This is a genomic window from Paucidesulfovibrio gracilis DSM 16080 (assembly GCF_900167125.1).
GTDB classification, from domain to species: domain Bacteria; phylum Desulfobacterota; class Desulfovibrionia; order Desulfovibrionales; family Desulfovibrionaceae; genus Paucidesulfovibrio; species Paucidesulfovibrio gracilis.
This window is the reverse complement of sequence record NZ_FUYC01000002.1, coordinates 119,653-144,417: the sequence shown is the minus strand read 5'-3', so window position 1 is coordinate 144,417 and position 24,765 is coordinate 119,653. Positions and strand designations below refer to the sequence as shown.

At 59.7% G+C, this 24,765-nt stretch carries 17 protein-coding genes; 10 read left to right on the top strand and 7 right to left on the bottom strand.

Translation table 11 applies throughout. The features are described 5' to 3' along the window. Window positions 1-98 precede the first annotated feature (98 nt). Together B5D49_RS02910 and B5D49_RS14930 are read left to right on the top strand one after the other, a co-directional pair. Complete coding sequence (locus B5D49_RS02910) at window positions 99-770, top strand: LexA family transcriptional regulator (RefSeq protein WP_078716160.1); 672 nt, start codon at window positions 99-101, stop codon at window positions 768-770. A gap of 148 nt (window positions 771-918) precedes the next feature. Next, complete coding sequence (locus tag B5D49_RS14930) at window positions 919-1,086, top strand: hypothetical protein (protein WP_200806761.1); 168 nt, start codon at window positions 919-921, stop codon at window positions 1,084-1,086. A 129-nt stretch (window positions 1,087-1,215) separates the two neighbouring features. On the opposite strand, the gene B5D49_RS02905 is transcribed toward B5D49_RS14930, so the two are convergent. Then, window positions 1,216-4,155 carry a PAS domain-containing hybrid sensor histidine kinase/response regulator gene (locus B5D49_RS02905; protein WP_078716159.1) on the bottom strand — a complete coding sequence of 980 codons (2,940 nt, stop codon included), beginning with the start codon at window positions 4,153-4,155 and terminating at the stop codon, window positions 1,216-1,218. Between the two features lie 196 nt (window positions 4,156-4,351). Between B5D49_RS02905 and B5D49_RS02900 the strand changes: the two genes are divergently transcribed. The 4 genes from B5D49_RS02900 (at window position 4,352) to B5D49_RS02885 (ending at window position 9,472) form a co-directional block, all read left to right on the top strand. Then, window positions 4,352-5,560: a sensor domain-containing diguanylate cyclase gene (locus B5D49_RS02900; RefSeq protein ID WP_159447116.1), complete on the top strand. Its 1,209-nt coding sequence runs from the start codon at window positions 4,352-4,354 to the stop codon at window positions 5,558-5,560. A 1,013-nt stretch (window positions 5,561-6,573) separates the two neighbouring features. Continuing rightward, window positions 6,574-7,764, top strand: coding sequence for a quaternary amine ABC transporter ATP-binding protein (locus B5D49_RS02895; protein WP_078716157.1), 1,191 nt, complete (start codon window positions 6,574-6,576; stop codon window positions 7,762-7,764). Between the two features lies 1 nt (window position 7,765). Further along, the gene (locus B5D49_RS02890; protein WP_078716156.1) at window positions 7,766-8,608 is read left to right on the top strand and encodes an ABC transporter permease; all 843 of its coding nucleotides are present in this window, start codon (window positions 7,766-7,768) and stop codon (window positions 8,606-8,608) included. 18 nt (window positions 8,609-8,626) lie between these two features. Further along, on the top strand, window positions 8,627-9,472 hold the full coding sequence (locus B5D49_RS02885; protein ID WP_078716155.1) for a glycine betaine ABC transporter substrate-binding protein: 846 nt from the start codon (window positions 8,627-8,629) through the stop codon (window positions 9,470-9,472). 171 nt (window positions 9,473-9,643) lie between these two features. On the opposite strand, the gene B5D49_RS02880 is transcribed toward B5D49_RS02885, so the two are convergent. Next, a complete protein-coding gene (locus tag B5D49_RS02880; RefSeq protein ID WP_078716154.1) occupies window positions 9,644-10,888 on the bottom strand; it encodes a hypothetical protein in 1,245 nt (414 codons plus the stop codon). Window positions 10,889-10,896: 8 nt separating this feature from the next. After that, on the bottom strand, window positions 10,897-11,958 hold the full coding sequence (locus B5D49_RS02875; RefSeq protein WP_078716153.1) for a hypothetical protein: 1,062 nt from the start codon (window positions 11,956-11,958) through the stop codon (window positions 10,897-10,899). Window positions 11,959-12,366: 408 nt separating this feature from the next. Between B5D49_RS02875 and B5D49_RS02870 the strand changes: the two genes are divergently transcribed. After that, window positions 12,367-13,224 carry a YitT family protein gene (locus tag B5D49_RS02870; protein WP_078716152.1) on the top strand — a complete coding sequence of 286 codons (858 nt, stop codon included), beginning with the start codon at window positions 12,367-12,369 and terminating at the stop codon, window positions 13,222-13,224. Window positions 13,225-13,337: 113 nt separating this feature from the next. Here the strand turns inward: B5D49_RS02870 and B5D49_RS02865 are convergent, their stop codons facing one another. Further along, window positions 13,338-14,663 (bottom strand): DUF401 family protein, encoded by a 1,326-nt coding sequence (locus B5D49_RS02865; protein WP_234990610.1) that lies wholly within the window; start codon window positions 14,661-14,663, stop codon window positions 13,338-13,340. A 240-nt stretch (window positions 14,664-14,903) separates the two neighbouring features. On the opposite strand from B5D49_RS02865, the gene B5D49_RS02860 reads away from it, so the two are divergent. Next, window positions 14,904-15,425: a hypothetical protein gene (locus tag B5D49_RS02860; protein ID WP_078716150.1), complete on the top strand. Its 522-nt coding sequence runs from the start codon at window positions 14,904-14,906 to the stop codon at window positions 15,423-15,425. Between the two features lie 45 nt (window positions 15,426-15,470). Here B5D49_RS02860 and B5D49_RS02855 read toward each other — a convergent pair whose 3' ends face one another. After that, entirely contained in the window at window positions 15,471-16,034 is a 564-nt protein-coding gene (locus B5D49_RS02855; protein WP_159447115.1) for a tetratricopeptide repeat protein, read from the bottom strand. A 220-nt stretch (window positions 16,035-16,254) separates the two neighbouring features. Here B5D49_RS02855 and B5D49_RS02850 point away from each other — a divergent pair, with 220 nt between their 5' ends. Then, entirely contained in the window at window positions 16,255-19,335 is a 3,081-nt protein-coding gene (locus B5D49_RS02850) for an aldehyde ferredoxin oxidoreductase C-terminal domain-containing protein (RefSeq protein WP_159447114.1), read from the top strand. A gap of 57 nt (window positions 19,336-19,392) precedes the next feature. Further along, on the top strand, window positions 19,393-21,579 hold the full coding sequence (locus tag B5D49_RS02845) for a Tex family protein (protein ID WP_078716148.1): 2,187 nt from the start codon (window positions 19,393-19,395) through the stop codon (window positions 21,577-21,579). A gap of 136 nt (window positions 21,580-21,715) precedes the next feature. On the opposite strand, the gene B5D49_RS02840 is transcribed toward B5D49_RS02845, so the two are convergent. Then, on the bottom strand, window positions 21,716-22,648 hold the full coding sequence (locus B5D49_RS02840) for a 4Fe-4S binding protein (protein WP_078716147.1): 933 nt from the start codon (window positions 22,646-22,648) through the stop codon (window positions 21,716-21,718). 159 nt (window positions 22,649-22,807) lie between these two features. After that, entirely contained in the window at window positions 22,808-24,646 is a 1,839-nt protein-coding gene (gene typA, locus B5D49_RS02835; RefSeq protein WP_078716146.1) for a translational GTPase TypA, read from the bottom strand. Between the last annotated feature and the right edge of the window lie 119 nt (window positions 24,647-24,765).

The window sequence follows — 24,765 nt, the reverse complement described above, 5'->3', positions numbered from 1 at the left end:
TGCCGAGGTCAAGGAGGCAACAGAAACCTTATCCCATCGGTTGACAACTTCGTATTGCTTAGATATACAAAATCAAAACATCAAAGTCGAGGTGCCATGTGACTGGGCGATCCTTTGCAGAATTTTTCAAACGCGTGCAACACGTCACCGAATTGCGCAATCAGTCCGATCTTGCTCGGGAACTGGGTGTGGGACGGGCCGCTGTATCCCTGGCTAAAAAAAAGGAATCCATTCCGGCACGGTGGATTCTGGAGATCGCCGGGAGATACAACGTGGATCCGGGGTGGCTCGAAACCGGACGGGGCCAGGCCAAGCCCACACCGCACACCACCACACACGAACCCGAACCCATGGTGGACGACTTTGCCCGAATCCCCAAAGTGCGTGCCCGGCTCTGCGCCGGGGGCGGATCCTTTGAGACGGAAGGCCGCGTCGAGGGATATTACGCCTTCCGCGCGGACTGGGTACGCCGCAAAGGCGATCCCCGGGCCATGGTGCTCATGCAAGTGGTGGGAAACAGCATGGAACCGGAGCTACAGGACGGCGACATGGTGCTCATCGACCAGTCCAAAACCGATGTCTACGCAGGAGGCATTTATGCCGTCGGCGTGGAGGACACCGTGCTCGTCAAACGCATAGAAAAACTTCCCGGACAGCTCGTGCTGCATAGCGACAACACCGACTACAGCCCCATCCGTCTTTCCGGGGACGAGCTGCTCAACGTCCGCATCATCGGTAAAGTTCTCTGGATCTCCCGGGAATATCACTAAACTTTAACAAAGCCCCCGGGCCGTTACCCAGGGCTTTTTTTTGATCAACATGTTTACCAAAGAACAACTAAAGTCAACTAACGATAACAACATGTTACACACCGACCCCATTCCGATGGCTCGGAATACCAAACCAGGAGGCAGCACGATGCAACAGCGGTATTGTCAATGCGGCGCGGCTTTTTTGGTGGCATATCTCCCAGGCGGTCCCGGACTGCTGCGCGCCCACATCGTCGCGGCAAATCAGGCAGGCATCCACACCGTGCATCGGTGTCCCTGCTGCGGGCAACCCGTGGACATCAATTCCTTGCGGTAAACCGGCCCCAAGCCATGCCTTGGACACCCCGGAAACGCGCGTCCCTTTGGCTCCCGTTTGCTGGTCTCCCGCTCGTGCGCGGCCCGGGGCATGGAGTGAGAGGACGCCGAAAAAAAAAACGGATCCCTCTCAGTTTTTTTCCTCTTTCTTTGCATCCCCTCCTCGGCGTTCGGTGGGTTTGCTCCGGGTCAAGGCATGTTCCCGAATAGTCGTAAAAAGTTCCTTTGCGTTGAAGGGTTTGCTTAAAAAAGCATTCATACCTGCCTCTTCACAGGCCTTTTGATCTTTCTTCCGCGCAAACGCGGTGCAAGCCACCACCGGCACGTTCGGATCGCGCACGTTATTATGCCCGGATCGAATGCGCTTCATGGTTTCCAAGCCATTGAGTTTCGGCATTTGCAAATCCATAAGCACCATGTCCACATCTTCCTGCGCGAGTATGCCAAGCGCTTCTTCCCCATTGGACGCGGTAAGCGTATCCACGCCCCGGCGTTGCAACATCCGCACGGCCATAAGGCAATTCACAGCCTCATCTTCCACAACGAGCACACGCAATCCCAAATACTTGTCGATGAACTGTCGGTCACGTTCCTGCCGGGCCTCCTGCAAATCCAACGCGGGCCGATCCATGGGCAGCACCAGGCTGAACACGCTTCCTTCGCCCTTTTCGCTTTCCACGCTGATATTGCCGCCCATCTTTTCCGCAATCTGCTTGGAAATGGACAGTCCAAGTCCGGACCCGCCATAACGTTTGGTCAGATAATCTTCCCCAAGAGAAAAACTATCGAAAATCGTGGAAAGATATTCCTCCCCAATGCCGACCCCGGTGTCCCGGATGCGAAACGCCAGCCAAACCTTGCCACCGTTTCCGTCTACACGGGTGATTTGCAGCTCTACTTCACCCTTTTCCGTAAATTTCAAGGCATTGCCCAGCAGATTCACGAGCACCTGTCGCAACCGGCCCTCATCTCCCTTCAGTTCATCCGGCACCGATTCATCCACTTCCCAATGCAGCTTCAGCCCCTTGTCTTCGGCCTGCATACTCATGACCCGCATCAGGCCTTCCACGGTCCGGCGCAGGAAGAAGGGGCGGCGCTCCAATCCGATCAATCCCGCCTCGATCACGGAAAGATCCAGCAGGTCGCTGATCAGCCGCGTCAAACGCCGTGCGCAGTCCAGCGACAGTTCCAGTAATTCCCGGTTCTCGCCTTCCTCGCAATTTTCCAGCAATAACTGGTTCATGCCCATGATGCCGTTCAGCGGGGTACGCAATTCATGGCTCATATTGGCAAGAAATTTGGATTTCGCCATATTGGCGGATTCGGCCTCTTCCTTGGCTGCGAGCAATTCCTGCTCAGCCTTTTTTCGGCTGGTGATGTCCATCACGGTGCCGACCATCCGCCGACCGCCGTCACGCGTGCGCACCAGCCCGGCCCGCTCGGCCACATGGCGTTCCCGGCCATCCGCCAAGGTCACCCGGTGCTCCACAGTATAATGGCCGGTCTGTAGCCCACGGCGCACAGCCGCCAGAACCAATCCCCGGTCATCCGGATGCACCATTTCCAAGAAGCCACGATAACTCAACGGTCCCTCTTCGGGCGCCAGCTTAAAGATGCGGAACGTCTGGTCGGACCAGGACAGACTACCGTCCTCCACATTCCACTCCCAACTGCCCAATTGGGCGATACGCTGGGCTTCGGCAAGGTTGGACTCGCTCCGACGAAGCTGTTCCTCGGTCCGTTTCCTGGCCGTGATGTCCATGACCGCGGCAAGCGTTCCCAGAGAGTCTCCGTTGTCGTCCAACACCGGACTCAATGCCATATTCACATAAATGGTCCGCCCATCCTCCCGGTTCAACTCACACTCCACATTGCGGTGGTCACGACAGTCACGAGCTGAAGCGCACAGAGCCACATCTTCCGGATGCACGCAATACTCGGAAAACCGCCGGGCATACATGCCGCCGGGCGGACTGGCCACCAGCTGTTCCATACGCGGATTCACGAACAGGGTCTCCCCTTTGGCCCCCAGCAGCCAAACGCCCTCTTGCAGGTTATCTACCAGAAAGCGGTATTCCTCCTCGCCCTGTCGCAAACGGCGGCGTGTCCGCTCCAGCTCCACGGTGCGTTGCTGCACCCGCCGCTCCTGATCCCACCGCGACTCCTCCAGATCCAATTCAGCACGGATACGCCGCGTCACATCGGTGAACACCAACACCGTACCCACGAATTTCCCGGAGACGTCCGGCATGGGCGTTCCCTGCACATCGAACCAACGTTCGCCTTTGTCGGCCGGGGTCGCCACCCGCAGTTTCAAGTGCTTTCCATTTTCCCCTTCTGCGGCAAATAAAGACTGCAGTACGTCCAAAAACCATGGATTTTCACGCAGTATCAGCTTCATATCTTGCGAAGAAAACGGGTCGTCCCGGCGTGCCGCGTTGTAGTGAACGCCCCCGGGAGCGCGGTCCATCCCCAAAAGACGGGCAGCGGCGAAATTCATGTTCAGGATATCGCCCAGGGTATCCAGCAGCAACACGGGCTGGGTAAAGCTTTCAAACAATGTCAGATATTTATTTTTTTCATTTGTCAGACTCCGGTTGGCGGACTGGAGTTCCTCCATCCGCCCCTGTTCGTCCGAGTCTGCCCAATCAACACTGATGGTCATTTCCAGGCAGTCGAAAAAACCGACCACAAAACGATGCAGGTGTTGACGATCCTGCTCGTCGGGCACGAATTCATCCACAAGATCAAGATAGGTACGCCGATAATACTTCAGCAGTCCCAGGAACATGAGCAGATTGACACCGCGCTCCCGGTGCCGCCGGGATTCGGTCACAGCGAACGAAACAACGGACTCCGGAGGACGGCCATGCGGACCGAATTCGAACAGCTCTCCGCCCCATTGCTCCAACGCAGCGACCAGGGCGGTCGTCAGCCCGGACACGGACACGCGCCAGGCCTCCTGCAAGGTGGAGGTATAGCGTGTGTACCCTTGACGCTCGGCATACTTGAGGATCCGGCCCATGAGCCATTCCTCGTTATCGCGGAATACATCCGCTTCCCACGTCATGCAGCCCCCTTTTTAAACAACCAAGCAATCCCTATTATTCGCATACCCGCAACGCCCAAACAAACGAATTATTATCCGCGAAAACGTATCCCCCACCACATATCCCACCGATCTAATTCCCTGTTGCCATAAAAACCCTACCGCCGTATTATGCCGGATGCTCCCCGTACTCATCGCAGACAATTCACGAAGTGTATTGAAGATTCTTTCCGGCATGCTGGAAAACCGACTGGGTGCCAAGGTCGTGTGTTCTCTCAGCCTGAATGACGCCCTTCTCGCCATTCAGGAGGAAGGTCCGTTTCTGGTCGGCATCTTCGGAACAGTACTCGCGGACGCCACGGCCGACACGATTGTGGAACAAGCCGTCCAGCACATCCCCACAGTGATCTTCACCTCCCGGGTGGACGCCGCCACCCAGGAAGCCATGTGGTCCCGGGGTATTGTGGACTATGTGGCCAAAGAAAGCATGGAGAGCTTTGAACACGTCACCAGCCTGGTGCGGCGCCTGCACCACAACCCCGAAGTCAACATCCTTGTGGCACACAAGCGCCAACTGCTGCGGCAACGGGTCCGCGGCCTTCTGGAACGCCAGAACTATCAGGTGCTGGAAGCCTGCGATCAAAACCAAGTATTCCAACAGTTGCAGGAGCACGACAACATCCGCCTGCTTCTTTTGGATGCGACCCTGGAACACGACGCCACCACGAGAATGCTCAACAAAATTCGACAGGTCCACTCCCAGGAAGAACTGGCCGTCATGGTCTTTGCCGGTCCCGAAGATGGACACAACGTTGCCCGGCTGATTAAGTTCGGAGCCGGAGGGTCCATCAGCCAGGAATTCACCCCCGAAGAACTCTACAGCCGCGTTTCTCTGAACCTGGACATGCTGGAAACCCTGGGCCGACTGCGTGATATGGCCATTCGCGACGAACTGACGCGGGCCTACAACAGACGACACCTGCTGCAGCGGGCCGAAGAAGAATTCGAACGGGCCAACCGGCACAGTACGGACCTGTCTGTGATCATGATCGACGCGGATCATTTTAAAAATGTGAACGATACCTACGGCCACGACGTGGGGGACGAAGTTCTGCGCCAACTGACCCGCACGGCGGAAAAACAATTGCGCCGATCGGACCTGCTGGCCCGCTTTGGTGGTGAAGAATTCGTCGTGCTGGCTCCGGAAACCGATCTGGACGGAGCCGTGGATCTGGCGGAGCGCATCCGACGTTCCATCGACGCTCTGCGCATCCCCGTGGACGAAGGAGAACTTCGATTCACCGTCAGTCTGGGGGTGGCGCAAGCAACCGCTTCGGATCAATCCGTGGAATCCACCTTGAAAAAAGCGGATCAGGCTCTCTACCAAGCCAAGGAGCAAGGCCGGAATCGGGTTTTCACTCGTTGATCGTTGGTTCCTGACAGCTTCACTTTTAGCGTGTTCCCCTTTTCTCCTTTTTCCCCTTGCTTCTCCTCTTCTCCTGCACGACATAGCCGCCCCCTGCTGCACCTACGGACATGGCTCCCCAGCATAATGTCCCCCTGGGTGGGGCGTAAGCGTACGACAGGAGACCGCACGCAAAGAAAACATCGCTCTTTCGCGTAGGCGCTGGCCCCACAGTTGAAGCTGCATCGAGTAGGGACGCCCTCTTTCGATGAGCAGATTGCCCGCAACGCTCAACCCAATGGTTCCAAAGCCTCCCACACACCGTTCCATGCCCGGACCCCAGCCGTGTCAGACAAAATTATCCTTTCTTTTTGATCTGTTAGATTTACCAACCAGCTCATCTCCGTCCTCCCGGTCCTCTGCCGCATCAATACTAAGCATTTCGCCAAAAAAACGCGTTTGAACGAGTATACTCAACCTAATATGGAATATTCAGCGCAAAACATCTCAAAACGATCTCAATATCTTGTAACACCACTGGAATACTCTAGTTGACAAACCCCAATGGTTTATGTAGGACAATAAAAGAATAATCATTCCAGCAACGAGCCAAAATCACCCCATGGAGAATCGACCGAGCTGTACTGTAAGAAGACACACAGCAATCATGAAGTTTGTATAGTAGCCAAAGCAATACCCAGCAAGCTTCCACCTTACAGTAGAATACAGCATAATTACACCTATGAAAGAAGACAACGCTACAGATTACTACAGTTCTTCCGGCTTTTCCTCCCTCTCTTTACGAGATAGTCAAACAATATCGTTTATTTATCGTCACATGCGCCCCTGTGGGCTGCGTGATCGATACCCCATCCCCATTCTGCTCTGACCCCCGCTCATCAGCCTCCATCCCAAATCAGGCTGGACATGGTCCACTGGATATAGGATAGAATACACCTAATACCCACCAGGACCGTCTTTTGGGAATATATACAACAACATAATCCAAATGACCGGAACATCCCGGAGGAAGTATGGCGAAAATCGAGGTAGAAAACCTCTACAAGATCTTCGGGCCGCACCCGAAGCGTGCCATGGAGGCCGTCAAAAAAGGCGCCACCAAGGCCGAAGTTATGGACAAGCTCAAACACGGCGTCGGCGTGAACGACGCCTCCTTCCAGGTCGAGGAAGGGGAAATCGTCGTGGTCATGGGCCTTTCCGGATCAGGAAAATCCACTCTGGTCCGCTGCATCAACCGACTCATCGAACCCACCGCCGGCACCGTGCGTATCGACGGACAAGAAGTCACCAAGCTTGACGACAAGGGATTGCGCGACCTGCGGCTCTCCAAGCTCGCCATGGTGTTTCAGAACTTCGCCCTGTTCCCGCATCGCACCGTGGCCGACAACACCGCCTACGGCCTTGAAATCAAAGGCGTGGATCCGGCCACCCGTCGCCAAAAGGCCATGGAAGCGCTGGATCTGGTGGGGCTGAACGGCTGGGAAGACTCCATGCCCGGACAGCTTTCCGGCGGCATGCAGCAGCGCGTGGGCCTGGCCCGCGCCCTGGCCCTGGATGCGGACATCCTGCTCATGGACGAAGCCTTCTCGGCGCTTGATCCGTTGATCCGTTCCGACATGCAGGACGAGCTGATCAACCTGCAGGAAAAGATGCACAAGACCATCCTGTTCATCAGTCACGATCTGGACGAAGCCATTAAGCTGGGCGACCGCATCGTGCTCATGAAGGACGGCGCCATCGTGCAGGTCGGCACTGCCGAGGACATCCTCACCCACCCGGCCAACGACTACGTGGAACGCTTCGTCGAAAACGTGGACATCACCAAGGTGCTTACCGCGGACAGCGTCATGAAAAAGGCCAAGGCACTGGGCTATATCAATTCGGACGGACCCCGCGCCTCCCTGCGCAAGATGAAGAGCGGCGGCATCTCCAGCCTCTTCGTCATCGACAAGGGACACACCCTGCAAGGCATCGTCTATGCGGAGGACTGCTCCGAAGCAGCGTCCCGAGGGGAACGCGACATCAAGTCCATCCTCAAGACCGACCTCAAGACCGTCCAGGCCGATACGCCCGCCATGGACATCATCAACCTGTTGCACGACCTGCCCTACCCGCTCGCCGTGGTGGACGACATGAACCGCATCAAGGGCGTCATCAACCGCGGCGCTCTGTTGGGCGCCATCGCTGAAAGGGGGGTCAACTAACATGATCAATATCCCACGCATTCCTCTCGGCGAAGGCATTGAAATGTTCATCGAATGGCTGGTGGACCACTTCGCCTTTGCCACAAAAGCCTTCTCCAAAGTCATGGAGACCGGACTCACGGCTTTGCAGTCCGCTCTCCAGTTCATGCCGCCCTGGCTTTTCATCCTCATCGCCGCAGGACTGACCTGGTGGCTCACCCGCAAACGCGGCGTGACCCTGCTCACCCTGCTGGGGCTGGCCCTGGTCTGGAACATGGAACTCTGGGCCGCCACCACCAGCACCATCGCGCTGGTGATCATCTCCACGCTGGTCGCCATCCTCATCGGCGTCCCCGTGGGCATCCTGGCGGCAATGTATAAACCCGTAGACAAGGTGGTCACGCCCATCCTGGACGTGATGCAGACCATGCCCGCCTTTGTCTACCTCATTCCGGCCATTCCGTTCTTCGGTCTGGGCAAGGTGGCGGCCATTTTCTCGACAGTGGTCTTCGCCGTTCCCCCGGCCATCCGGCTGACCAGCCTGGGCATCAAGCAGGTGCCCCGCGAGCTGGTGGAATGCGCCGAGGCATTCGGCTCTAACCGCTGGCAGCGCTTGTTCAAGCTTGAGCTGCCTCTGGCCACTCCCACCATCATGGCGGGCGTGAACCAGACCGTCATGCTGGCTCTCTCCATGGTCGTTATCGCGGCTATGATCGGCGCAAAGGGACTCGGCGGCGAAGTTTGGAAGGCCATCCAGCGGCTTGAAATGGGTAATGGCTTCGAGGCGGGAATCGGCATCGTCATCGTAGCCATGATTCTGGACCGTGTCCTGCAGAAGGTCGGCTCCAGAAACAACGGTAAATAATCTAGAGGAGGACAAGGTATGAAACGGATTCTGACGCTTTTGGCCGCTATGGCCCTGTGCGCGTCCCTGGTGGTTCCCGCTTTTGCGGGTAAAGGCAAAGTACGCATCGCCTACGTTGAGTGGGACTGCGCCGTTGCCAGCACCAACGTGGTTCGCGCCGTGCTCCAGGAAAAGATGGGCTACGACGTGGAAATCCTTCCCGTGGCCGCGGCGGCCATGTGGCAGGCCACTGCCAGCGGTGACGTGGACGGCTTCGTGACGGCTTGGCTGCCCGTGACCCACGCCGACTACCTCGCCAAAATGGAAGGCAAGGTGGAAGACCTCGGTCCCATCACCGGCGGCGCTCGCCTCGGCTGGGCCGTGCCGACCTACGTGACCATCGATTCCATCGAGGAGCTGAACAGCGTTAAGGACAAGTTCCAGGGGCGCATCATCGGCATCGACCCGGGCGCTGGCATCATGCGTCTTTCCGAAGACGTGATCGAACAGTACGGCCTGGACTACACCCTGATGGAAGGCTCCGGCGCCACCATGACCGCCGCGCTGCAGTCCGCCATCAAGAACAACGAATGGGTCGCGGTGACCGGTTGGTCCCCGCACTGGATGTTCGGCAAGTGGGACCTCAAATACCTGGAAGACCCCAAGGGCGTCCTGGGCGGCGAGGAAAGCATCCACACCATCGTGCGTACCGGTCTGAAGGACGACATGCCCGAGGTGTACAACTTCCTGAACAACTTCTCCTACACCGACACCAACCAACTCCAGTCCATCATGGCCTGGAACCAGGACGGCGGCACCCCGTATGAAAACGCGGTGCGCTTCATCAACGAGAACCCCGAGCAGGTGGAAGGCTGGCTGAAATAAACCTCCTTCGGCTTCTGCCGGAAGTCGCCCTTGGGCGACATATAAAAAGGGTCGCCTTTGGGCGACCCTTTTTCATACTACGGCGACGCGTGTGACGAGGCTTTCCCGCCGAGCCTCCGGCTCACCAACGGTTTAACTTCATGGCCGCCTGCCGCATAAGCGGCCGGACATTCATCGGATGCGAGCGGCAACGGCCCGGGCCGCCTGCTTACCTACGTCCAGCCCGCCTGCCCAGGGAGAAGACCGAACCTCCACCAAGATGCCTTTTTTGCGGAACATGATGGAATGGTTCCATCCACCGTCCCTGGTGGCTTCACGAATATGCCCGCGTTCTCCTATGTCCAGTTCCTGAATAGGCTTGTATCCCTTGTCCATGTCACCCATAGACGCGATAAAGGCCACGCCTTCGTCATACGCCTTGGCAATGGCGGCCGGATCGCCGCGCATGAGCAGGACGTACACATCATAATCATACTGCTCATCCGGGTCCGCTGGGTATTGCAACGATGTGGAATACCGCCAGGTCAATTCCTCAAATCCGGTATATTTGTCCTTGGGATCGTAATTTGGGAAGGCGTTGCCGTCCGAAATTCCCCATTCTTTTGTCGGCTCCTTGTCCGGTGCGGTGGACGGCGGCATGGGGATGTCCCCAGGCAGAGGCATAAGACTTTCAAGGTAGGCCCGGTCCGCTGTTCCGCTTTGCTTGGACGCGGGTTTGGCCGCTTCCAGTTCGGCAATTACCGCCAGCATGTTCTTTCGCTGTTCGCGCAGTGAAGCCAATTCCCGGTCCATAACCGACACAAGCTTTTCGCTCAAATTGCGGACCACCTGCAACTTCCGGGTTACCAGCTCGATCTCGTCGTCCGTGACCCCGTCCCCGGGATACCGCCACCAGCCCTTGGCCGAACGAAGCGGGGGCTGGTCATCATCAAACCGCGCCAACGGGGATTGCATGATCACGGCCAGATCGTGCAGATATCGCCGGACCCGGCCCCTTGACCGCAAGGCGTTCTCAGCGCCCGCCGAAAGCAAGGCACGCTGTTCGGATCCGGGTTTGCGTACCATGGAACCGAACAAGGTCGGATCGCTCCAGAGATTCTGCACGGTTTCCACGGCCATGTTCACCGCATCCACCCAACCTCCCGGAGCGGTCACCCGGCCGTACACGTCCAGCACGCCTTTCATGAAAACCTTGTAGGCGTTGTTTTGAAAATTCACGGTGGCCACGCGGCGTACCCGCTCCACTTCCTCGCGCATATCCTGCAACTGGTCATGCGCGGTGCGGAGTTGATCCGAAGCCTTGCGCAGCCGCTCCGCCACGATCTGATCCGCGGGATTTTCCGTGGCAGCCCCAACAGCACCAGCGCACAGCGCCAATACCGCGACAACACAACAAACAAGTATGCTCTTGCGCATGTCCCCCCCTACGAACGATCCAGAAGAATACGGGCCAGCTTTTGCACCAACGGTTCGTCAGGCCCGGAAAGGCGCAGAGCCGCCCCGTTATGGCGGAACCAAAGCACGAACCGGCCGTATTCCGTCCCCTTGAAGGCACCTTCAACGATGCCGCAATCCCTGGCATCCCGCAGGGACTCCCGGCCAGTGCCTTCAATGATCTTCAGGGCAGCGTCATTACCCGTGTAGACCCGCACGTCCAGCATGGGCTGCTCCTTGCCCAGCGGCAGGTAGGAGGCATAGGCCATGCGGTAGGGCCAGCCCACGGACAAATAACGCTCCGGCTCTTTGTCCACCAACGCGTCAATCTCCCAAACCTCGCCATTCAGCACCGTATCCAAGGCGGTATCGGGCGGCAAAAGCTCCGCCGGATCGGTCAAGGCGCTCCGCACGGGCGCAAAGTCGGGCAATGTGGGAAAATCCGCGGGCGGTTCTGCTGGTCCCACATCCGCGGCAACGGCCTGATCCGGATCTGCCGGCACTGTTCCCTCGGGTCCGCCGATGCCGGGTGTCGCATCTACATAATCCGACCCGGGTGCGGCGGGCACCGCCACGGAATCAGGATCCAGCGAAGGCACGGGCTTGCCGCTCGGAATAGGGATCGTGGCGTTCATCTCCAGCATTTTGAGCCGTCGGCCGGTAAAAGGCGTTGACGGAGGCTCCCCGCAGGCGCCCCATTTGCCGGAAAGACCATTTCCGCCGTAATCGAACACCATGACCACGTCGCCCCAATAGCGGCTTCCCCAGCGCTCTTCAGAGCATGGCGTCTGCCCCTGGTCCGCAGCCCAGACCCCGTGCAAAGTCTCCACCCGCACCACGCCGCCGAGCCGACCGCCCTTTCCAGCATCGAACGCTCCGGTGACCAGTCCGTCATAGTCCATGCTGAACATGACGTCCTCCCAATCCGTACGCCAGATGCCGCCGTAATTATCCTCATACGGGGGCGATTTTGCATACGCCGCATAGTTTGCAAAGCCGAACAGGGCCACTGCGGCCAACAATACGATACAAAACCGATACCACTGTTTCACGAGCCGTCCCCTCCCGCAAAAAAACAATATGCACCCTGAGCACTTCCACCGAAGCCGGATAAACGATATATTCCGGCCTGTACGGTCATGGGCGCTTTTTTCCGTTTCCTTGCATAGCAGTTTCAGCATGGCAGGTATAGACGCGGCGCCATTCTTTTTTTGCGTCTTGGCCCGGTCCGGGGGTTGTCAAACACGGTCGGCATAGGTACAGGGCCGGAGTACCAACGTGCATCGACCCGAGCCGTTTTTCTCTACGACAACGAACAGCCCGCAACCCCATCGAAACCACAGGTTGCCCCAAACCGGAACGGCGATGAAAAACCCGCACCGCGCCCCAATCCGGCAACGGTTCGGTATTTTCAAAAAAGCACTGTTTCCCTTTGTTCAGCAACCTGAAAAGGCCTTACAATGCCCAATACGGAATACACATACTCGGTGTGGTGGAACCTGCTGCTGCTCACGCTGGGCAGCATCATTTTCGCGATAGGCGCCCAGGGCGCGGTCGTACACCATGAATTCATCACGGGCGGCCTGTTCGGTCTCGCCCTGTTCATGCACTACCTTTCGGGCGTGATGAGCACGAGCCTCTGGTTCGCGCTACTCAGTGTGCCTTTGTTCGTGCTCAGCTGGTTTTTCGTCAGCCACCGCTTTTTCTGGTACTCGCTGTATGCCACCGTGGTGACCATTCTGGCGTTCGATCTGATCCAATTGGACTTCGGCATTCAAAGCCAGCTCTATGCGGCCGTGGCCGGTGGCGTGATTTGCGGCGCCGGGGGCGGCGTAATGCTGCGGTCCCTCGGCTCGGCAGGCGGCCTGGACGTGCTGGCCGTCATGCTGAACCGAAAATACAACCTGGGCGTGGGCAAAACCTACCTGATCTTCAACGCCATGCTCTTCGCGCTCATGGTCACCCGCATGTCCCCGGACGCGGTTGTGGCCTCGCTGATCCTGGTTTTCATCTCCTCGGTCTGCACCGAATACATCCTGTCCATGTTTTCGCAGCGCAAAATTGTATTCATCATCAGCCGGGATCCGCAAAAACTGGCTGCAACCATTTTGGAAGAAATGCACATCGGGGCGACCTTCCTGCACGGCCGGGGCGCGTACACCGGCACGGACCGCGACCTGCTCATGACCGTGATCAACAACATCCAGCTCAAGCGACTGGAAGAACTGGTCTTCACGCATGACGACCAATCCCTGTTCATTGTGGAAAATACCTTCAACGTACTGGGTGCGAGCTTTTCCCGTCGCAAGATCTATTGAGGAACACGGTCGCCCCGCATGCGGCCCGACTCCCAAAAAAAAAACGGCCTGTTCCTGACGAACGGGCCGTTTTCTTTTGGAAAAACAACGAGCCTGTGGTTTTGAACACCCACCTACAACAACAGGAAGAAGTAGACGTACCCCGCCACCAGCAACAGGACCGAAGGCAGAAGAAGCCGCCGCCAGACACGGGTGATGTCCGTACCGAAATACTGACAGGTCAACACCAGACAAATGTGCAAAGGCGAGGCCATGATTCCCGCATATCCGGCAAACATGCCCAACACCACGCAGGCCAGGGGATCGGTTCCCGTATTGGCGGCCATGCCCAAAATCAGCGGAAAGGTGGAGCCGACATAGGCCAGGGTAATGCCGGTCACCGTTCCCACGAGCAGCGGCAGTAGCCCGGCGGTGAACGCCAGGGCCGCGCCCCCGCCCGTCAGCTCGGCGATGCGTTCCACGGCTCCGGCGGCCCGCAGCACCTCCTGGTAGCCGAATATGCCCACGATAACGAACAGCATGGACAAAAACGGCCGTCCTGTAAGTGCCTGAAACAACAGTCGCCCGCCTCCGGTATTCTGGACCACTCCCACGGCAATGGCCAGGGCCAAGGCCGCACACATGCCCAATTCAAAGGGAATCGGCAATTGCAACACGCCGATAACCACCTCCAGGCCCACGGCGCCGAATATGGCCACCAACAGCGGCAAACCCTCTCGGGCAATGGCGGACCAGGACACCGGACCGGGAGGGGTGGCCTCTGGAGCGTCGGCGCGCCGTTCCAGGGGTAAGACGCCCGGACGGAGAAAAAACCAACATCCCAACAGCAGGCTCAGCAACAGGCCGGGAAAGGTCAGGGACAGCAGGGAGGAGATGGGCAATCCGGCCAGGGCCGCGGCCAAAATCACACCGGGGTACAAGGGCCAGGCCAGCTCCCAGACATGGCGGAACCAATAGTTGATCAAAGCCAGCCGGTCCGGGGAAACATCCAGATCCTGCGCGGCCCCGCGTACCAGCGGAGCGGAAAAAATCGCGCCGCCCGGCATGGGCAGCAGCCCGATCAGGGACGCGAAAAAAGCCATGCGCAAACGGGGATTGCGAATCAGCCCGGAGACAGAATGCATGATCCGCCCGGTCTGACCGCTCTTCTCCAAAAGATGGCTCAGGGCCATGATCAATCCGATAATGGCCGTCAAAAATAACGGTTTTTCTTCAAACGGAGCCGACAACACGGCCATGCCCCAATCCGGCAGGGACATGCCGAAAAGCAGCCCCAGGGCCAGACTGCCCGCCAAAATCGCTCCGCCCAAAGGGAAACGAAAGCGAACCAGAACGAGCATGATCACAAAGGACAGCACGACATTGCACAATGGAATCCAGGAGGGTGGCAGCCAGTTCATGGTTTTGCGGTACGCCAAAAGACCGCGGATGAAAAGCATTACATTCCGGGAAGGTAATTTTCCACAACGCATCGGCGTTCCACCGACTGCCTGGACAAACGCGGCTGTGGCAAAGCGGAAAACGAACAGCAACGGGCAGGGAAGGGATGGGGAAAATATGGACCACCCGACCCAAACCAGACGCCTCGCCCCCCCGTGCGCCAGCCCTTGCACCCGGGCGTTCGTTCCGCTACCCTGCCGCCTACGAAATCATCCAGCAATCCATCACGGGAGCCATTTATGCCCGATGTCCAGACCATACGCGAACATCTCTTCGGAGTGATCATGGAACGCGTGGACCGCGATGCGGACCGCCGCAAGGAAGCCCTGACCGAATACCTGCTGGTTACGGGCATGGCTGCGGACGGCGCAGCGGAACAGGTGGCCGAGCTGGTGCCGCCGGTTCTGCCCGACCTCTACGCCAAATGGGTGAACATGTTCCTGGACCGACTCTTCGAGACCGTGCCTTTGGAACAAATCGAACTCATCGCTGACGGCAGTGAGGAAAACAATGCGGCCGCATCCCTGGCCTATCTCATGTTTTTGGAATCCGAACGCATGGAAAAACAGGTGGCCGAAGACCTTGCCGCCCACGGCCTGACCGGAGCGGGACAGCAGGGAACCGGAGAGAACGACGAAAAGAAGGCTGCCGGTGCCTTGTCGGAACAGTTCATCCGTGAACGCATGAACAGCATTGCCCAAGACCTGCACAAGGAACGCCAGGCCAAGGCCGAAGCCTATAAAAAGAATAAAACCTGCTGAGCGGACGTTCTTCGCCTGCGGCAAAAATCATTCGTTTCGGCCGCGTCAGGACTGCTGCCGGGTCCACTCCTCCATGGCCGCTTCCACGGCGTCGGCCATGGTACCACCGTCCGGGGCTTCCATGTCGTCCGACTCCAAAAAGGCCAGTTGCACGTTGATTTCCCGCTGCACAGGAATGGCTTCGGGATCAAAGTACATCTGCCAGATCACCGCGGCCTTGCCCGGCTTGTTCATGCGGGCCAGGGCCAGGCCGAGATGCAACATGGCCTGCTTGTCGTCGCGCCGCTCCCGCAGCACGCGCTCAAACTCCACCTTGGCCTGGATGAACTTGCCCAGTTTGTACAGGCAACGGCCCAGACGCAGACGCGCATCCGCATTGCGGGGTTCCTCCATGAGGAATTCCTTGTACAGATCCCTGGCCTTTTCGTATTCTTCGTCCCGAAAGGCGAGGTTGGCGTCGCGCAGCAGAGCGTAGGTTTCGTCCAAAGAGGCTTGGGGAGCCGCCTCCTCCTCGGGTTCTTGCTTTTTCAGGCGACGAAAGCCCATCAAAAAATTACGGCGGGACAAATCCACCTTTTTTTTGGATTCGCTATCCTTGCTCTTGGCCATATCCCCTCCCGGAGAACCGCTGAAACCGGGGCCGGTGCGGCCCGTTGAGAAACCATTGAACACGTCCAAGTCCATGGAGATCCGACATGCTCCATGCGACGGTGGTGCGGCAAGATGTAGACAAAAGCCTGCGGGTGCGTCAATAACCCCGCGAAACAAAGCACTCCCCGGAGATACGTGCGGTCGGGGAAGCCTATGGAACCAAAGGATGCCAACAGCCATGCGCCCCCTTGCCTCTTTCGGCGGCTGGACAGGCCGTTACCTCCATGTGGACCTGAACCGCCAGAAATGCCGCGAATATCCGCTCCCCATGGACGCAAGGCTCCACTGGCTGGGCGGGCGAGGGCTGGGCGCGTTCTTCCTCTCCCCCTGCGCGTCCCTGGCCTGGGACCATCCCGACATGCCCATAAGCTTTTGCGCCGGACCGCTCACAGGAACCACGGTCCCCGGCACTGGCTCCGTTCACATCACCACTCGTTCCCCGCTCACGGGAGCCGTGGGGCATGCCGCGGCGGGCGGACGGTTCGGGCAGGAGCTGAAGCAGGCCGGATGGGATGCCGTGGTCATCACCGGCCACAGCCCGCATCCCTGCGGCCTGGAAATCCGCGATCAAGAGGCCCGGCTGGTTCCGGCTCATACGCTGGCCCGGTCCCCTGCCTCACACATCTTCACAGCGCTGGAGGAATTCGGCTCCACGGCCTGCATCGGCCAGGCGGCCGTCAACGGCTGCGCCTTTGCCTCGATCCTGGTGGACCGGCACCACGCCGCCCAACGAACCGGATTGGGCCGCCCCCTTGCCGTGAAACGCCTGCAATACATCGCAATTCGCGGCACCCAAGCCGTGCCGTGCGCCGACCCCGAAGGCCTGGAACGGGCGAAGAGGGACATTACCAGGCTGATCATGGCCTCTCCCGCGCTCATGGGCCGTTACGGGCTGCACCGATACGGCGAGGCCGCCCTGTTTGATCCCGTGCATGCCCGACATGCCGCAGCGGTGCAACATTTTCGGGCAACATGCTTTTCCGGCCGGTCCGGCTGCAATGGTCCGGCCCTGGGACGATCGTACCGTTCCCATAAGCATGACTGCGCCTCCTGCCCGGTGGGCTGCACACGGGTGGTTCCGGCCCTCGAAGACCAATCCGGCTTTTCCCTCCCAGGATTCCACGCCCTGAACCATTTCACGGCGCTGTTGGGCAATGCCGACCTGGACGCAGCGGTTCACGCCCATCGGCAATGCATGGAATGGGGCATGGATCCTGTTTCCGCGGGCGCAACCCTGGCTTGCCTTGCCGAGTTGCGCGGCCAGGACATCGCCCCGGACGAACTCCTGGAGCTGCTTCAGGCCATGGCCCTCGGAACCACGCCGCTCTGTCACGGCGCCGAAGCATTGGCACGGCACGCGGGACGGCCCGAAATCGCCATGACGGTAAAAGGACTGGAATTGCCCGGCCTGGACCCACGCGGCTCCTACGGCTTTGCCCTGGCCTGCGCCGTTTCCACCCGCGGGGGATGCGCGGAGGGCGCCCTTCCCTTGAGCCATGAAATACTGCGCAAACCAGCCCCCACGGACCGCCACAGCTTTGCGGGCAAGGCGCGCATGGTCAAGCTGGCCGAGGACCACATTGCGGCCCTGGAAAGTCTGGGCGTGTGCCGCCGCTTGTTTTTCGGGCCGGGGCTGGAAGAATACGCCCGCGCCATGCGTGCGGTCACGGGCCTGGACACCGAGCAGGCATCGGCCCTGGCTCTGGCCCGCTGCGGGGAACAGGTGGTCCTTGAGGAACGCCGCATCAACGCGGCCAACGGGTTTACCGCTGTTCACGACGATTTGCCGTCCCGTTTCTTCACCCCGAAACACAAGGGAAAGCAAACAGCTGGACAGACGTCCGCCCCGGATCCTCTTTCCCGCCGTGCATTTCTCGCGGCCCGGGAACGCTATTACCAAATCCGTGGATTGGACCGACAGGGCCGTCCCCTTGATGGTCGCCATTCCCCACCGCCCCATGCCCCATTGCCACAATCCGCATGCCCGGACGCCGGACCATTGCAGGACGCGCTGATGCGGTGCGAAACCCGGCTTGTTCGCACCGGACTGGTCCATGCCGGACAACCGCCCCTGCTGGCCGCGCTGGACAACACGCTGGTGTGGAATCGAACGGAACCGCACGAAGCCGGACAACGCGCAATACTGGAGAGCATCCTCACCGCGTCCGGCGCCTCGGCCCTGACCCTGGTACGGCCCGCGTTTCCCTATGCCCCCCTTTTGGACCTGCTCGGACGGGAAGCTCTGGCCGATCAGGGTTCCGATCCCGCCCGGATCACGCCCAGGGATTGCGAAACCCGGACCTTTCTGCATGACATCCCCGTGTGCGCGACGCTTCATCCCAACCTGGCGAAAACCGCTTTGGCCGACCGCAAGAGCTGCGTCATTCCGGGCCTGGGCGTTCTGGCTTTGGGCAGCATGGTGCCGGAACAGGCGCTGGTTTCGATCAGTTCCACCTGCTTTGCGCTGTTTGTGCTCTTTGCCTCCCAATTGCTGCAATCCGATCCCGCAGACATCTCCCAGAAGCGCCTGGCCTTGTACCAACGCCTTCGCAAGCATGCCCACCCGGATACCGAACCGGCCAAGCCCCACCCCACGCCGGAACACGGACCATTTGCCGACCGCGCCGCCGCGCTTGCGGCCATGACGGAAGCGGGCCGTGCCGTGGTGGAACACGGACTGGTGGACTCATCGTTCGGCAACGTGTCCTGCCTTTGTTCGGAATCCAGCGGACAAACCATGCTCATTTCCCAGACAGGCAGCTTTCTGGACCAGCTTGAGGACTGTGTGGACGCCTGCCCCCTGGACGGATCCTCCACAGAAGGCATGACCGCGTCCAGCGAATGCCTGGCGCATGAACGCACCTACGCTCTGGACCCGCGAATTCGAACGATTCTGCACGGCCATCCCCCCTTTTCCGTCATCCTCTCCATGCGCTGCAACGAACCGGATGCCCCGACCTGCGATGTGGGCCGCGCCGGGGAATGCCATTTGCGATGTCCCAAAGAACGTTTTCTGGACATCCCCGGTCCCTGCGCCGTACCCATCATACCCGGCGAAGTGGGCACCGGTCCCACGGGCCTTTGCCAAACCCTGCCCCACGCTCTGACCAAATACGGGGTGGCGGTTGTACACGGACACGGCGTGTTCGCGGTCGGAGACACGGACTTCGCGCACCCGTTTCAACTCCTGCAGGAAACGGAAACCGCGTGCGCACGCGCCTTTTTCGAACACATGGACCAACGGCTCCAACACGGCTGAAGATCGTCCCGGCCCCCAGGCCATCGGCACCGCACCCCCAACCCTTGAAACAAAACAATGAGCACCGACCACACCCAACGTCTGGCCCAGGAACTTTCCCTGCCCCGCAACGGCGTCCGCTCCGTCCTTGAACTGCTGGAGCAGGGCGCCACCATTCCCTTTATCGCCCGGTATCGAAAGGAGGCCACCGGTTCACTGGACGAGGTGGCTGTTACGGCCATCCGCGACCTGGCCGAACGGTATCAGGAGCTAGACAAACGGCGAAGCGCCATTCTGAAATCATTGGAAGAACGCGACCTGCTCACGGACGAACTGCACAAAGCCGTAAACGCTGCACCGGATCTGGCCGCGCTTGAGGACGTGTACCTTCCGCATCGGCCCAAACGCCGCACCCGCGCCACCATGGCCCGGGAACGGGGATTGGAACCCTTGGCCCGGCGCATTTACCTGCAAGAGGAATTTGATCCGCGCCGCACGGCCGAAGCGTATCTTCGCCCGGACGAAGACAAAGATCATTGCGTCCCGGACGTGGACGCGGCCCTGGCCGGCGCACGGGACATTGTGGCTGAATGGGTCAGCGAGGACGCCCGGGTACGCAAAGCCCTGCGAACGCTGTTTGAACGCCGCGCCCGCTTGCACACCGGGCTGGCCCGCGGCAAAAAGGAAGCCGATCCGGACAACGCCAAATTCCGAGACTATTTTGAATACAACGAACCCTTTGCCCGCATTCCTTCCCACCGCGCCCTGGCCGCCCTGCGCGGCGAGGCCGAAGGCATCCTCAACCTGAGCCTGCGGCCGGATGACCAGGAAGCTGTGGCCCTGCTCACGCGGGGCATGGTCAAAAAACGTAACGCCGCGGCCCGCGAACTGGAAACCGCGCTGGCCGACGCCTGGAAGCGGCTGCTTGCCCCCTCCCTGGAAAACGAATTGCGTAAGCAGCTCAAGGAACGCGCGGACCAGCAGGCCATTGCCGTGTTCGCGGCCAACCTGCGGGAGCTGCTCCTGGCAGCCCCTCTCGGACCGCACCCCGTGCTGGCGTTGGATCCGGGCTTTCGTACCGGGGCCAAAGTCGCGGTCCTTGATGCCCAGGGCGCACTGCTGGAACACACCACCATTTACCCGACCAAGGGCAAGGCGGATGCACAGCGGGCTGCGGAAACCTTGCGCACACTTGCCGAAAGCTTTCCGATCCGTGCCGTGGCCATCGGGAACGGCACAGCCTCCCGCGAGACCGAAACCTTTGTGCGCGACCTCGCGCTCCAGGCCCGACCTGCGGCCCAGGCCGCCACGCCACGCCCCGTGGATGTGATCATGGTCAACGAGGCGGGTGCGTCGGTGTATTCTGCTTCAGCCACCGCACGCCGAGAATTCCCGGATCTGGATCTCACCGTGCGCGGCGCGGTTTCCATTGGTCGGCGGCTCATGGATCCGCTGGCCGAGCTGGTCAAGATCGACCCCAAGTCCATTGGCGTGGGCCAATACCAACACGACGTGGACCAGTCCGCCCTGCGCCGCGCCCTGGACGAAGTGGTGCAAAGCTGCGTCAGCGCCGTGGGCGTGGATCTGAACACGGCCAGTCCGGAGCTGCTCCAGGCCGTACCCGGCATCGGTCCCAAAGTGGCCGAAGCCATTGTGGAACGCCGTCAGCACCAAGGGCCGTTCACCACCCGGCGAGAACTTCTCAAGGTCAAGGGACTCGGTCCCAAGGCCTTTGAACAATGCGCGGGATTCCTGCGCGTGCACGGCGGCACCGACCCCCTGGACGCCAGCGCGGTTCACCCGGAACGATACGCATTGGTGCGCGGCATGGCCCAAAGCCTGGGCCTTTCTGTTGAACAGTTAATGAACAATGCTGAACAGCGTAAAAAACTGGACCTGGACCAGTTCCTGGACGGTGACGTGGGTCTGCCCACCCTGCGCGACATTCTGGCCGAACTGGAAAAACCGGGCCGCGACCCACGCGCCAGGTTCGAGGTGTTTTCCTTTGCGGACGTACATGAACTGAGCGACCTGGAACCGGGCATGCAGCTTCCCGGCATTGTGACAAACGTCACGGCCTTTGGCGCGTTTGTGGATGTGGGAGTGCACCAGGACGGACTGGTGCATGTCAGCCAGCTGGCGGACCGCTTTGTGCGCGACCCCGCAGAGGTGGTACGAGCCGGACAACAGGTGCATGTCCGTGTGTTGGAGGTGGACGCCTCCCGCAAACGCATCAGCCTGAGCATGAAGGGGCTGACCACCTGACATCCGGTTCAAACGGGTTGCATCAACAAGGAGACTGAACCGGGCCACAGCGCAACCGCCAGCACCCTGCCGCCAGGAGAGAGAACAACGCGTTCACTGCTGCGGTCCGGCCCTTCAATGCCGAAGCAACCACTCGTTATTTCGAGGAATTCTCCAGATCTTCCAGGCGCTCCACCTGCAATGGCGTGCCGCGCTCGGGCGCACGCACCAACGACAGGGCGTCCTTGGGGCATTTGGACACGCACACCCCGCAGCCCATGCAGTCCCCGGTCACATGGACCAGTCCGTCTTCCAGACGCAACGCATCGAACTGGCAATACTTGGTGCAATTGCCGCAGCCCACGCACCGCTCGGCATCCACCTGCGCCGCATACCCCGAGGAGCAGAGCATGGGAATCCCATTGCGCTGGGCCTGCATTGCCCCGCAGCAACAGGAGCAGCAGTTGCAAATGGCATAAAACCGTCCGAGCATGGCTTCCTTGAAAAAAGCGTGGTGGACGTTGCCACGCTCATCCGTTTCCTTGAGCACACGCACGGCTTCCTCTGGCGTAATCTCCCGGGCGCGCTCGGGTTGATGATCCAGAATGAACGAAGCCACCGGGTCACCGATGATCAGACAGACGTCCAGCGGAAGACACGGATTTTTCCGCACCACACGGCAGGGGCAGTCCAAGAGAACGATACGTTCCGGATTACGCAGAATGATCTCCCGGGCCTGCGCATAGGGGACCACGTGCTCCAGGTCGGGCATGTGTACGGACCGATTCAGTGTTACAAGCCGGGTGGCGTCCTCCAGGGGCATGGGTTTGCCGTGGTAGGAATCCGCGAACGAAGGACGCTCGTCCCCTTTCCCGGGAAATGGCGGGTTGCGTCGACACACCCAGAGGGAAAGCGGCAGCGTCAGGAGCGCGGCCAGCTTCCGAGACCCCGTGGCCACGCCGATATAGAGGTAAGGCCAGCGGGCATAGCAATACCCGTGGATCTTTTCGTACCAATTTTTTCCTGCCTCGTCCGCCGCATCGAAAAAAGCCCGTGTGGAAGGCCGCATGAATCGCCGCAATATCCGCATGAACGCGCATCTCCTTGTTGGTCCCGCAGTGTAGCAAAGCCGGAAAATCCCGCAACCACGGGACAAGGGGTGTTGCCCGACCCCACCAGCAACAAAAAAGGCGGCTCCATCGGAACCGCCCTTTTCACCGGGACCACCACAACGCGGTCCGCAACAGGATCAGGCAACGCCTTTCTTGATCTTTTCGTTGCGGCGGCGTTCCTGGGCCGTGAGCGCCAGCTTGCGCAGACGGATGGACTCGGGTGTGACTTCCACGCACTCGTCCTCACCGATGAAGTGGATGGCCCGTTCCAGGCTCATGGGCTTCACCGGGGTGAGGATCAGGGACTCGTCCTTACCAGAGGCGCGCATGTTGGTGAGCTTTTTTTCCTTGCAGGGGTTCACCTCGATGTCGCCGGACTTGTTCCGCTCGCCCACGATCATGCCGTCATACACGGCGTCGTTGGGTCGCACGAACAACTGGCCGCGCGGTTCCAGGTGGAACAACGCATAGGTCACGGCAGAGCCTGCCCGGTCGCAAACAATGGACCCGGTACGGCGGGACGGGAAATCCCCGCGATGTTCGCCGTAGCCCTCCAGGTAGGAGTTCAGCAGGCCGGTTCCCTTGGTATCGGTCAGGAATTCGTCCCGGTAGCCGATCAGGGAACGGGAAGGAATGGAAAACTCCATACGCACCCGGCCCAGGCCGTTGTTGGTCATATTCACCATGCGGCCTTTGCGTGCGGAAAGTTTTTCCGTGACCACGCCCGTGAATTCCTCGCCGCAGTCCACGAACAACCGCTCGATGGGTTCCAGGGTCTTGCCGTCCTCTTTGCGGAGGATGACCTCAGGACGCCCCACGGTCAGCTCGAATCCTTCGCGGCGCATGGTTTCCACCAAGATCGCCATTTGGAATTCACCCCGACCCTTGACGATGAAGCTGTCGCGGTCCGGACCGTCTTCCACGCGAATGGCCACGTTCATGAGGGCTTCTTTTTCCAGGCGTTCCCGAATCTTATTGGCCTGCACGAGCTTGCCCTCGCGTCCGGCCAGCGGAGACGTATTGATGGAAAACCGCATGGATACCGTAGGCTCGTCCACGCTGATGCGCGGCAATGCCTTGGGCGCTTCCTTGGTGCAGATGGTGTCCCCGATCTTCACGTCCTCAATGCCGGAAAGCACGATGATGTCGCCGGGTTCCACGCTTTCCGCCGGATCCAGACGCGGACCCACGTAGCTTTGCAGGCGGGTGACGCGCAACGGGGCGGCAGTGCCGTCCTCTTTCAGGCACACCAAGGTGTCGTTGGCGTGGGCCTTACCGTTGAAGACCTTGCCCACGGCCAGACGGCCGAGGTAGTCCGAATAGCTCAAATCCGAAACCAACATCTGGAACGGCGCGTCCTCATCGTGGGCCGGGCCGGGAATTTCGGTCATGATCAGATCGAACAGGGGGCGCAGGTCCGTTCCCTTGACCGCGGGATCGGCCATGGCCACCCCCTCACGGCCGATGGCATACAGCAGCGGAAACTCCAGCTGCTCTTCATTGGCACCGAGGTCGATGAGCAGGTCGTAAATTTCGTCCAGCACCTCGTCGGCCCGGGCGTCGGGGCGGTCGATCTTATTGATCACCACAATGATGGGCAGACCGCGGCCCAACGCCTTTTGCAGCACGAACCGAGTCTGGGGCAACGGGCCTTCCGAAGCATCCACCAACAGCACGGCTCCATCCGCCATGGAAAGGGAGCGCTCCACCTCGCCGCCAAAATCGGCGTGGCCGGGGGTGTCGATGATGTTGATCTTTACGTCGCCCAACTGGACGGAACAGTTTTTGGCGGCAATGGTGATGCCGCGCTCCCGCTCCAGATCCATACTGTCCATGAGACGGTCCTGCACTTCCTGGTTCGCGCGAAACAGGCCGGACTGCCGGAACATGGCGTCCACCAGGGTGGTCTTGCCGTGGTCGACGTGCGCAATGATCGCAATATTGCGCAATTTTTCATTTCGTACACTAGTCGTCATATATGTTCTCCTCCGCCGGAACATGCCCGGCCTTGCGCGCTATACGTGAACCACGTCCGCCCCGCAAGGGTTTAGGCACGACTGTTGCAAATTGACACGCTGACGGCTGTTTTTGCCGC